General features: G+C 36.9%; 8 protein-coding genes and 1 rRNA gene. All 9 read left to right on the forward strand.

The annotated features are described in order from the left end of the window. Positions 1-14 precede the first annotated feature (14 nt). The 9 genes from mutL (at position 15) to A9G48_RS09840 (ending at position 11,254) form a co-directional block, all read left to right on the forward strand. Positions 15-1,868 carry a DNA mismatch repair endonuclease MutL gene (mutL, locus tag A9G48_RS09800; RefSeq protein ID WP_034947576.1) on the forward strand — a complete coding sequence of 618 codons (1,854 nt, stop codon included), beginning with the start codon at positions 15-17 and terminating at the stop codon, positions 1,866-1,868. Further along, positions 1,865-2,779: a tRNA (adenosine(37)-N6)-dimethylallyltransferase MiaA gene (gene miaA, locus A9G48_RS09805; protein WP_034947579.1), complete on the forward strand. Its 915-nt coding sequence runs from the start codon at positions 1,865-1,867 to the stop codon at positions 2,777-2,779. Before mutL ends, miaA begins: the two co-directional genes overlap by 4 nt. Positions 2,780-3,065: 286 nt before the next feature. Then, a complete protein-coding gene (hfq, locus tag A9G48_RS09810) occupies positions 3,066-3,311 on the forward strand; it encodes an RNA chaperone Hfq (RefSeq protein WP_034947582.1) in 246 nt (81 codons plus the stop codon). Positions 3,312-3,331: 20 nt separating this feature from the next. Continuing rightward, the gene (hflX, locus tag A9G48_RS09815; protein WP_034947585.1) at positions 3,332-4,627 is read left to right on the forward strand and encodes a ribosome rescue GTPase HflX; all 1,296 of its coding nucleotides are present in this window, start codon (positions 3,332-3,334) and stop codon (positions 4,625-4,627) included. A gap of 23 nt (positions 4,628-4,650) precedes the next feature. After that, a complete protein-coding gene (hflK, locus tag A9G48_RS09820) occupies positions 4,651-5,862 on the forward strand; it encodes an FtsH protease activity modulator HflK (RefSeq protein WP_051825406.1) in 1,212 nt (403 codons plus the stop codon). Positions 5,863-5,871: 9 nt separating this feature from the next. Beyond that, positions 5,872-6,834, forward strand: coding sequence for a protease modulator HflC (gene hflC / locus A9G48_RS09825; protein WP_034947588.1), 963 nt, complete (start codon positions 5,872-5,874; stop codon positions 6,832-6,834). 19 nt (positions 6,835-6,853) lie between these two features. Next, positions 6,854-8,152: an adenylosuccinate synthase gene (locus tag A9G48_RS09830; RefSeq protein ID WP_034947591.1), complete on the forward strand. Its 1,299-nt coding sequence runs from the start codon at positions 6,854-6,856 to the stop codon at positions 8,150-8,152. Between the two features lie 78 nt (positions 8,153-8,230). Next, positions 8,231-9,412, forward strand: a complete 1,182-nt coding sequence (purT, locus tag A9G48_RS09835; RefSeq protein ID WP_034947594.1) for a formate-dependent phosphoribosylglycinamide formyltransferase — start codon at positions 8,231-8,233, stop codon at positions 9,410-9,412. A 304-nt stretch (positions 9,413-9,716) separates the two neighbouring features. Further along, positions 9,717-11,254: ribosomal RNA gene (locus tag A9G48_RS09840) — 16S ribosomal RNA — on the forward strand. The last annotated feature ends 45 nt before the right edge of the window (positions 11,255-11,299 follow it).

The raw sequence follows: 11,299 nt of genomic DNA on the forward strand, positions 1-11,299 counted from the left end.
GGAGAGCAACACTAATGGCAATTCATATTCTTTCACCTCAATTAGCAAATCAAATTGCAGCTGGTGAGGTGGTAGAACGTCCTGCTTCTGTTATTAAAGAGTTAGTTGAAAATAGCCTTGATGCGGGTAGCACTCAAATTGATATTGAAATTGAGCAAGGTGGCTGTAAATTAATTCGTATTCGTGATAATGGCTGCGGTATTGCGAAAGATGAATTAGCACTGGCACTTGCTCGCCATGCTACAAGTAAAATAAGCAAGTTAGATGATTTAGATTCTATTATTAGCCTCGGATTTCGTGGTGAGGCTCTGGCGAGTATAAGTTCAGTTGCAAGATTGACATTAACTTCACGCACAGCAGAACAAACTGAAGCTTGGCAAGTTTATGCTGAAGGGCGAGATATGCAGCCGGTGATTAAACCTGCTGCACACCCAGTTGGCTCCACTGTTGAAGTACTTGATTTGTTTTATAATACTCCTGCAAGACGCCGTTTTTTAAAAACAGAAAAAACCGAATTTATGCATATTGAGGAATTTGTTCGGCGTATTGCGTTATCTCGTCCTGATGTGACTTTTAATTTGCAACATAATGGTAAATTAGTAAAACAATATCGTTTATCTTCTCTTGAAAAAAGAGTTGAATTAGTTTGTGGTCGATCTTTTATGCAAAAAGCTATAAAACTTGATTGGCAGCACGATGATCTGTTTATTCAAGGTTGGGTTACTAGTAGTGAAGTAAGTAATTTACAATATTTTTATGTGAATGGTCGAGTGATCAAAGATAAATTACTTAATCATGCGTTACGACAAGCTTATATAAGACGTACGAATGAACAACAAAGTTATGTGGTATTTTTACAAATTGACCCAAAACAAGTTGATGTTAATGTTCATCCTGCTAAATATGAAGTCCGTTTTCATGAGGCAAGATTGGTTCATGATTTCGTTTATCAATCCATAGTTATGGCGCTTGAATCAGATTTATCTGCAATAGATGAAAAAGTAACAATAACACCTAATCGGCAAGCAGCTGGAGAAAATATCTTTAATCAACAGGCTATTTCTAAGCCTTATCAAGCTAATAACCAATTACCCAAAAAAAATAGCAATTATGCTAAAGAAAATGCGTTATATGGTCAGTTAGTTAGTGTTGAATCTCCCTCTCAAAATATTGCACAACGTGATATCGAAAAACCATTTTTATCTATAGAAGAAAATGACGTAACCGGACCACAAAAAGCGGTGATTGAATCATTATTTCCAAAACGAAGTACTCCGTTACAAACATTACAACAGCATCTTGATAGCTCATCACTAGTACAATTTGGTCGGGTATTAACCATTATTCAGCCTAATATTGCATTGCTTGAAAAGTATGAAGGTGATCAGCAAAAATTATTGTTAATAAAATTGCCTATTGCTCAACAAAAAGTCATTGCGATTAAATTATTATCACAAGATTCTGAAAAATTGCTTATTCCATTAACAATTTTACTCGATAATAAAGAGCAGAAAGTCCTGTCTTCTTATCAACCTCAGTTGAGTTTTTTAGGTTTTCATTTTTATATTGATAAAGCTAAATTATATCTACAAAATGTGCCTAAAATATTGCGAGCAATGAACTGGCAACAAATTTTACCTACTTTAATTAGTTTTATCTCATCATCGGAAAAGGAAGTGTTCAATCCAACTCAAATTGCTGCTTGGTTAGCTAATCAATACTATGATAGTTGTGCGGAGAGTTGGAGTGTAGCTAAGGTAATTCAATTGTTAGCAAAGTTAGAACAGATAGATATTAATTTGTTACAGCAAGAATCATTTTTATATCCGATTGATATAAAAAATTTAACACAATCAATTTTATTATGAATAAACCAAAAATTATTTCGTTAATGGGACCAACAGCATGTGGTAAAACAGCTATCGCTATGGCTCTTTATGATCGCTTTCCCATTGATATTATTAGTGTTGACTCAGCGTTAATTTATCGTGGTATGGATATTGGTACAGCCAAACCAACTAAAGAGGAACAACAGATGTATCCTCATAAATTGATTGATATTTGCGACCCTGTAGAAAGTTATTCAGTTGCAAATTTTCGACGTGATGCATTGGTAGAAATTAAAAAATCACTGGAAAAAGGACGAATTCCTCTATTAGTAGGTGGCACAATGCTTTATTTTAAAGCGTTAATTGAAGGGCTTTCACCACTTCCTGCTGCTAATAGCGAAATTCGTAAGCAAATACAGGAAAAAGCCAATAAATTAGGTTGGCAAGCAATTCACGAAGATCTAAAAAAAGTCGATCCAATTTCAGCTGAACGAATTCATCCTAACGATCCCCAGCGACTTAATCGTGCTTTAGAGGTTTATTTAATTTCAGGTAAAAGCCTAACTGAACTTACACAAGAAAGTGGTGAAGCATTACCATATAATATTATGCAATTTGCTATTATGCCAAAAGATAGGTCTCAATTACATGAACGTATTGAGCAACGTTTTTTACAAATGCTTGATCAAGGATTTGAAAATGAGGTTAGAGCACTTATGCAGCGAACTGATTTGCATTTAAATTTACCTTCTATTCGTTGTGTTGGTTATCGTCAAATGTGGGAATATTTAAATGGTTGTACTAGCTATGATGAGATGGTATTTAAAGGGATTTGCGCTACACGCCAATTAGCGAAAAGACAAATAACGTGGTTACGAGGTTGGAAACAACCTATAACATGGTTAAATACCGATAATATAGGTTCTATTTTTGATAACATATTGAAATAAAAGAGTACGAATATTTTTAATTTAAATTACCCTAGTAATTTTAGTAAAAATATTGCAAGCGTTTGTTAAACATGGGTATAATTTTTTACTTTTTGGTTTAAATTCATTAAAATTTTAGTTATTTGTGCATTAATTGTTGTTGTTTGGTTTAAGAACAGTGCTTTTTATGTTATTTTGGTAGATAATAAAAGAGTTTTATTTTTCGTCGTGAATAATAATTTATTTTCTGCGATAACATTATTGGTTCTTTCATCTTATTATAATTTTCTTATTAAAGGATAAACTCATGTCAAAAGGGCAGTCATTACAAGATCCTTATTTAAACTTGCTTCGTCGCGAGCATATTCCAGTATCTATCTATTTAGTTAATGGTATTAAATTACAAGGACAAATTGAGTCTTTCGATCAATTTGTGATTTTGTTAAAAAATACTGTTAGCCAAATGGTATATAAACATGCTATCTCAACAGTCGTACCATCTAGACCTATTTCTGGATTTGTATCTCAGACTGAAGAGGAAGGCGAAAGCTGATATTTCAGTGGAGAATCTGATTGTTTGAAAGACATAAAGGCGGTGAAACTGCCTTATTAGTTCATGTATTCTTCCCTAAAGAAAGCAATATCGAGGATCTTGAAGAGTTTGAAGTATTAGTTTCTTCAGCTAAGATAGACGTTCTCGATATTGTAACAACTTCAAGAAAAGCACCTCAAGCAAAATATTTTATTGGTGAAGGTAAAGCTCAAGAAATAGCTGAAAAAGTTAAACAGCTTGACGCTTCGGTTATTTTAGTAAATCATGCTTTGACGCCATCCCAAGAACGTAATTTAGAATTATTGTGTAAATGCCGAGTTGTTGATCGAACCGGATTAATTCTAGATATTTTTGCACAACGAGCTAGAACACATGAAGGTAAATTACAAGTCGAGCTAGCACAATTACAATATTTATCCACGCGTTTAGTTCGAGGTTGGACGCATTTAGAACGTCAAAAAGGTGGGATAGGCTTACGTGGACCGGGTGAAACTCAGTTAGAAACCGATAGAAGATTGATTCGTCATCGCATTCAATTAATTTTGTCAAAACTAGCTAAAGTTGAAAAACAACGTAACCAAAATCGCCAATCTAGGAACAAAGCTGATCTGTCAACAGTTTCACTTGTTGGTTATACTAATGCTGGTAAATCGACATTATTTAATGTGTTAACTAATGCCAATGTTTATGCGGCTGATCAACTATTTGCTACGCTCGATCCAACATTACGGCGTATTTATGTTAATGATGTTGGTCAGGTTGTTTTAGCTGACACAGTAGGTTTTATTCGTCATTTACCGCATGATCTTATTGCAGCTTTTAAAGCAACACTTCTCGAAACACAAGAAGCAGCATTATTATTGCATGTGGTAGATGCAGCCGATCCTAATTTGTTAGATAGCATGTATGCAGTTGATGAGGTATTATTTGAAATTAATGCACACAAAATACCGACACTATTTGTTATGAATAAGATTGATTTAATAGAAGATAAACAGCCAAGTATTGATCGAGATGAAAATGGCATCCCAATTCGTGTTTGGATTTCAGCCCAAAATAATTTAGGATTAGATCTTTTATTTATCGCTTTAAAAGAAAGACTTACTAAACAAATGCAAATTTGTCAGATAAGTTTGCCTGCTTATTTAGTTAGAATAAGAAGTCGTCTATATCAATTAAATGCAGTAGAAAAGGAAATTATTTGTGATGATGGTAATTTTTATTTAAATGTAAGAATACCTTCAATTGAGTGGAATAGGCTCTGTAAACAAGAGCCAGATCTGTTATACTTAACTAATACGCAAAATAACAACTAATTGTTAAATGGAGCATATAAAATATGGCGTGGAATCAGCCCGGAAATAACGGACAAGACAATGATCCATGGGGAAATAATAACAAAAAGCCTTCTGGTTCATCAGGTAATTTATTTGATAAAATTAAAAACCTTTTAAAAAAAGGTAATTCAGGCAATATTGGTGGATTATTACCAGGAAAACGCCCAATTAGTGCTACTAAAATAGGTAGCATTGTTATAATTGCATTAATACTTATTTGGGGCGTAAGTGGCTTTTATACTATAAATCAAAGCCAAAGAGGCGTAATTACTCGTTTTGGTCAAGTTCAATCTGAAATCATACAACCAGGGTTGAATTGGAGAATGCCATTGATCGATAATCTTTATATTGTCGATACACAAGGAACACAAAATTTTAATGTGAAAGGATACATCGTTACTACAGGTGAAAACTTAGTTTATGTTGAAATGAATGTTCAGTATCGTATTAATGATCCTTTAAAATATTTATTTAATGTTACTAATGTTAAAGATAGCCTTCATCAAGCAGCTGATAGTGCGCTTAGAACGGCTGTAGGTAGTTCTAATATTGATGCTATTATTTCAGATGGGCGTGCAGCACTTGAAAGTAGCACTAAAGATGAGCTTGTAAATGTTATTACTCATTACGATATGGGAATTAATATTGTTGATTTAAATTTCCAAGTTGCAGGACCGCCAGAGCAAGTTCAGGACGCTTATGATGATGCTATACGAGCTCAAGGTGACAGTGAACGTGAGATAAAGCAGGCTGAAGCGGATAAAGTGCAGTTAATTCAGCAAGCAGAAGGTCGTTCTGCAAGAATTTTAGCTGATGCTAATGCTTATAAAGTTAGCGTTCAACTTGAAGCATCTGGTGATGTTGCTCGATTTGAAAAAATATTACCACAATATAAAGTTGCGCCTGAAATAACTAAAGAGCGCTTATATATCGAAACAATGGAAAAAATATTAAGTAAAACTAATAAAGTCATTATTAATGATAAAAGTGGTAATTTAATGGTATTGCCGTTAGAGCAATTATTAAAAAATAAAGCTGAAAAGGGTTTTGATACCTCGACCTTATCAAATACAAATGAAAGTTATCATTTTAATATGCTAAATACTTCTGAGGAAATAAAAAATCGACAAGAAACTAAACCTGAATCACAAAATAGTAATAAACCTAATGGTGGTAGTATTTCAGGAAATACTACGCGAACTATAGGACGATAAGGAGAAAAAATGCGTAAACTATTAATTCCTATTGTCTTAATTTTGATTGGGATATTTTTTTCAAGTGCTTATGTTATTGAAGAAGGTACGCGTGGAGTCGTATTGCGATTCAATAAAATTATTGCTTTGTCAAAACCTGGATTACATTTCAAAATTCCTGGTATGGATAGAGTAAAAATAATTGATGCAAAAATCCACACGACAAATAGTTCTAATAATAATAGAGAACAGCGGTTTTTTAATGTACAAAAAAAAGAGCTAATTGTTGACTATTTTGTTCAATGGAAAATTATAGATTTTAACCGTTATTATGAAACGGTAGCTGGTGGTAACAATGTTGAAGACTTATTATTAGCACGTTTGAATGGTCGTTTAAGAGCTGAAATTGGTAAGCTTAGTAATGAAGATATTATAAACGATTCTAACGCGGATACTAAATCACGTAATTCTTTAATGATTCGTGTTAAAGATTCTTTAAATGGTACTCATCATGAAGTAGTTAAACATGCTCAAATTGGTAATCTACCTGTTGATCTTAAAAAAGATTCTGAAGATGGCAAAACTAGTTTAAGAGCTTTTGGGGTTGAAGTAATTGATGTGCGTATAAAAAAAATAAACTTCCCTGATGCTGTTTCTGGTTCTATTTATGCAAGAATGCGAGCAGAACGCGAAGTTATTGCTCGAGATAAGCGTTTTGAGGGGGTAAGAAAAGCAGAGGAAATCCGAGCTAGCGCAACATTGCAAGCGGCTAAAATTTTATCTGAAGCTGAGCGAGAGTCACGTATTATCCGTGGTGAAGGGGATGCCGTTGCCGCAAAACTATATGCTGATGCTTTTGGTAAAGATATGATGTTTTTTAGCTTCATTCGTAGTTTAAAAGCTTATGAAAAAAGCATTACAAGTAATGATGTTATGGTAATTAGCCCTGATAATGACTTTTTCCAATATATGAAATTAAAATCAAATAAATAATAGAATGAGTAAATAGCTTATGAGTAATAATGTTGTTGTGCTAGGTACACAATGGGGTGATGAAGGTAAAGGTAAAGTTGTTGATTTACTCACAGAAAAAGCAAAATATGTTGTTCGTTATCAAGGTGGGCATAATGCAGGTCATACATTAGTTATTAATGGTGAAAAAACCGTATTACATTTAATTCCATCAGGAATTTTGCGTAATGATGTAATAAGCATTATTGCAAATGGTGTTGTGCTATGTCCTGATGCTTTGATGAAAGAGATGAAAGAGTTAGAAAATAGTGGTATTCCTGTTAGGGAAAGACTCCTTATCTCTGAATCATGTCCTCTAATTTTGCCTTACCATATTGCATTAGATCAAGCTCGAGAAAAAGCTCGTGGCAATAAAGCTATTGGAACAACAGGGCGTGGTATTGGTCCTGCTTATGAGGATAAAGTTGCTCGCCGTGGACTTCGAGTTGGTGATTTACGTGATCGTCAAGCTTTTGCTGAAAAACTAAAAGATGTGATGGAATATCATAATTTCCAATTAGTCAATTATTACAAAACCGAAGCTGTAGATTATCAAAAAGTTTTAGATGCTACGTTAGCTATAGCTGATATTTTAGTTGCTATGATTGCCGATATTCCTGCGCTTTTAGAAGATGCACGAAAAAAAGGCGAAAGAATTATGTTCGAAGGTGCACAAGGTACATTACTTGATATCGATCATGGTACTTATCCTTTTGTAACTTCTTCTAATACTACTGCTGGTGGTGTGGCAACGGGATCTGGTTTTGGTCCGCGTTATGTTGGCTATGTGTTAGGTATTGTTAAAGCTTACTCTACGCGTGTTGGTGCAGGCCCATTCCCTACCGAGCTATTTGACGAAGTTGGTGAATATCTTTGCAAACAAGGTAATGAATTTGGTGCAACAACTGGTCGTCGCCGTCGAACAGGATGGATTGATGCAGTTGCTGTGCGTAAAGCGGTACAACTTAATTCTGTTTCAGGATTTTGTTTAACTAAGCTTGATGTGTTAGATGGGCTTAAAGAAGTAAAAATTTGTGTCGGATACCAATTACCAAATGGTGATGTTATCAAAAATGCTCCAGCTGCTGCTGAAGAGTGGGGCTTAGTTAAACCTGTTTATGAAATTATGCCAGGTTGGAGTGAATCAACTTTTGGTATTAAAAGCTATGATGCACTGCCACAAGCAGCAAAAGCTTATATCAAAAGAATTGAAGAGTTAACCGAAACACCAATTGATATTATTTCAACAGGTCCGGATCGCAATGAAACCATGATTTTACGTGATCCTTATCAAGCTTAATATTGATTAAAAAATCGGGATAATTTTCCCGATTTTTTATTTTTTGAGATATAACGATTAACTGTGTATGAGGAAATTATGGCTAAATTAGGTACTCCTTTATCACCGACTGCAACTAAAGTATTACTTTGTGGTGCAGGAGAACTAGCTAAAGAAGTGGCGATTGAATTACAACGTTTTGGCTGTGAAGTTATTGCAGTTGATCGCTATGCTAATGCGCCAGCAATGCAAGTAGCTCATCGGTATCATACTGTTAATATGCTTGATGGGGATGCTCTAAAAAAAATCATTGAAATGGAAAATCCCGATTATATTGTTCCAGAAATTGAAGCTATTGCCACATCTACACTAGTTGAGTTGGAAAAAGAAGGATTTACTGTTATTCCAACAGCAAAAGCAACACAATTAACAATGAATCGTGAGGGGATTCGTCGTCTTGCTGCAGAAGAATTAAAACTACCCACTTCACCTTATCGTTTCGCCGAAAACGAATTTGAATATGAACAAATGGTAAAAGAGATAGGTTTTCCATGTTTGGTTAAGCCAGTTATGAGCTCTTCGGGTAAAGGTCAATCTTTATTGCGTAGTGAAGCAGATATTAAATCTTCATGGATATATGCTCAAGAAGGGGGGCGATCTGGTAAAGGGAAAGTAATCATAGAAGGTTTTGTTGATTTTGATTACGAGATTACTTTGCTGACTGTTCGGCATATTAACGGAGTTTCATTCTGCGAACCAATTGGCCATCGTCAAGAAAAAGGTGATTATCGAGAATCTTGGCAACCTCAACAGATGCCAGAAAAAGCATTGAAACAAGCGAAAAATATTGCAACTAAAATAACAGAAGAATTAGGTGGCCGAGGGGTATTTGGTGTTGAATTATTTGTTAAAGGGGAGCAAGTATGGTTTAGTGAAGTATCACCTCGTCCTCATGATACCGGTATGGTGACGTTAATTTCACAAAACTTATCTGAGTTTGCATTACATGCTAGAGCAATATTAGGATTGCCAATTCCAATTATAGAACAATATGGTGCTTGTGCATCGTCTGTCTTATTAGTAGAAGGTAATTCCAAGCAAATAACTTTTGCTAATATTGATAAAGCATTAAGCGAGCCGCAAACCGATTTACGTTTGTTTGGTAAACCAGAAGTAAAAGGAACACGAAGAATGGGGGTTGCGTTAGCTAGAGCATCGACAGTTAAAGAGGCCATTAATAAAGCAATTGATGTGACAAAACAACTAAAGATAACCCTATAATGCATAAATTTGTGTAAAAAGCAGTCACTCAATACAAAAAAATAAAAAATTCTAAAATAGGGGTTGACGTTCACAAGTGAAGTGAGTAACATACGCAACCCTTGAGACAGCGAACTAAATCAACAAAAGGTTGATGAAAGATATAAGCTGTTAGCTCTTTAAAAAGAAGAAACAGACAATCTGTGTGGGCACTTGCGAGACGAAAGATTAAAAGTCTACGGACTAAAAAGATTAAGAAGTCTTGATAAGTGACACTGAAGATTCATTTGAATATGTCAGAGACAGTTATTGAGCATCAAACTTTAAATTGAAGAGTTTGATCATGGCTCAGATTGAACGCTGGCGGCAGGCTTAACACATGCAAGTCGAACGGTAACATGAGTGCTTGCACTTGATGACGAGTGGCGGACGGGTGAGTAATGTATGGGGATCTGCCAGATGGAGGGGGACAACAGTTGGAAACGACTGCTAATACCGCATAAAGTTGAGAGACCAAAGTACGGTTCCGCGAGGACGTGCGCCATTTGATGAACCCATATGGGATTAGCTAGTTGGTGGGGTAAAGGCTTACCAAGGCGACGATCTCTAGCTGGTCTGAGAGGATGACCAGCCACACTGGAACTGAGACACGGTCCAGACTCCTACGGGAGGCAGCAGTGGGGAATATTGCACAATGGGGGGAACCCTGATGCAGCCATGCCGCGTGTATGAAGAAGGCCTTCGGGTTGTAAAGTACTTTCGGTAGTGAGGAAGTTTTGGGTATGAAAAGTGCCTAGAATTGACGTTAGTTACAGAAGAAGCACCGGCTAACTCCGTGCCAGCAGCCGCGGTAATACGGAGGGTGCGAGCGTTAATCGGAATGACTGGGCGTAAAGGGCATGTAGGCGGATAATTAAGTTAGGTGTGAAATCCCTGGGCTCAACCTAGGAATTGCATTTAAAACTGGTTATCTGGAGTATTGTAGAGGAAGGTAGAATTCCACGTGTAGCGGTGAAATGCGTAGAGATGTGGAGGAATACCGGTGGCGAAGGCGGCCTTCTGGACAGATACTGACGCTGAGATGCGAAAGCGTGGGGAGCAAACAGGATTAGATACCCTGGTAGTCCACGCTGTAAACGATGTCGATTTGGAGTTTGTTGCCTAGAGTGATGGGCTCCGAAGCTAACGCGATAAATCGACCGCCTGGGGAGTACGGCCGCAAGGTTAAAACTCAAATGAATTGACGGGGGCCCGCACAAGCGGTGGAGCATGTGGTTTAATTCGATGCAACGCGAAGAACCTTACCTGGTCTTGACATCCACAGAATCTTGTAGAGATATGAGAGTGCCTTCGGGAACTGTGAGACAGGTGCTGCATGGCTGTCGTCAGCTCGTGTTGTGAAATGTTGGGTTAAGTCCCGCAACGAGCGCAACCCTTATCCTTTGTTGCCATCGATTAGGTCGGGAACTCAAAGGAGACTGCCGTTGATAAAGCGGAGGAAGGTGGGGACGACGTCAAGTCATCATGGCCCTTACGACCAGGGCTACACACGTGCTACAATGGCGTATACAAAGGGAGGCGACCTCGCGAGAGCAAGCGGACCTCATAAAGTACGTCTAAGTCCGGATTGGAGTCTGCAACTCGACTCCATGAAGTCGGAATCGCTAGTAATCGTGAATCAGAATGTCACGGTGAATACGTTCCCGGGCCTTGTACACACCGCCCGTCACACCATGGGAGTGGGTTGCACCAGAAGTAGATAGCTTAACCTTAGGGAGGGCGTTTACCACGGTGTGATTCATGACTGGGGTGAAGTCGTAACAAGGTAACCGTAGGGGAACCTGCGGTTGGATCACCTCCTTACGAAGAGCTCGTAAGTGTTCACACAGATTGTTTGTTTAGAAAGAG

The sequence above is a fragment of the Gilliamella sp. wkB18 genome (genome assembly GCF_001690875.1).
GTDB lineage: Bacteria > Pseudomonadota > Gammaproteobacteria > Enterobacterales > Orbaceae > Gilliamella > Gilliamella apicola_A.